This window comes from Paraburkholderia sp. GAS348 (assembly GCF_050434205.1).
Taxonomy (GTDB): Bacteria; Pseudomonadota; Gammaproteobacteria; order Burkholderiales; family Burkholderiaceae; genus Paraburkholderia.
Map to the genome: position 1 here is coordinate 1 of NZ_JBNPVT010000075.1, position 1133 is coordinate 1133.

General features: G+C 65.0%; 1 protein-coding gene. It reads right to left on the reverse strand.

The annotated features are described in order from the left end of the window. A partial coding sequence (locus tag P3T22_RS33265; RefSeq protein ID WP_429327290.1) for a molybdopterin-dependent oxidoreductase occupies positions 1-1133 on the reverse strand: 1133 nt, incomplete at both ends.

Sequence of the window (1133 nt, forward strand, 5' to 3'; positions counted from 1 at the left end):
ACGCCGTTGAACGTCTGCACCGTCCCTTCGGCATTGACGAACGTGCCGGCCGTTTCCGTGAACGGGGCGATCGGCAGCAGCACGTCGGCGTAGTCGGCTCCGATCTGGAACGGCGACATCACAACGACCATTTCAGCCTGCTTCAGCGCGGCCAAAGCCTGCGCCGGATTGGCGGTGTCGAACTCGGGTTCGACGTTCAGCAGTACATAACCCTTGCGCGGTTGTTCGAACACTTCGCGAGCGTTCAAACCGCCCTCGCCCGGCAATGCGTTCACCAGATGCGCGCCGACCGTGTTGGCGGCTTCTGTCAGGAAACCCAGCGTTGCACCGGTCGCGTCCGCGATCCATTGCGCCGCCGCGTGAATCGCGGCGAAGTCCGGATGACGGACCGCACCGTTGCCGAGCAGCACCACGCGGTGTGCGCCGGTGGCGAGCGACTTCGCGACCTGTTTGTCGGTGTCCGTCGGTTGCGTGCCGGCGAAGGCTTCCGGCAGTGCCACGCCGTTTGCTTCCGACACCGCGCCGGCGATGCCCGCCAGTGCGTCAAGCCATGCCGACGGTGCGGCAACCACGCGTTGCGCCTGCGGAATCATCGCGTCGTCGTTGGTGGCCTGCACGAGCGTGAGCTTCGTACCGCTCCGGGCAGCCTGACGCAGACGCGCGGCGAACAGCGGATGATCGCGGCGCAGATCCGAACCGATCACCAATGCGGCGTCGAGGTTCGACAGATCGGCGATCGAGGTGCCGAGCCACGGCGCACCGCTGACGGGTGCGGAGAAATCCGACTGACGCAGACGGAAGTCGACGTTAGGCGTACCGACCGCCTGCGCCAGCTGCTTCAGCAGGAACAGTTCTTCGACCGTGCTGTGGGCGCTGCCGAGCGCGGCCAGCGCGTTCGCGCCGTGCTCGCCCCTGATGCCCTTCAGACCCTTGACCACGTATTCGAGCGCGGTTTGCCAGTCGGTCTCGACCCACTTGCCGCCTTGCTTGAGCATCGGCTGCGTGAGGCGTTCCGGGCTATTCAGGGCTTCGTACGAGAAGCGGTCCTTGTCCGAAATCCAGCATTCGTTGATGGATTCGTTCTCGAACGGCAGAACCCGCATCACGCGGTTGTTCTTGACTTGCACCACCAG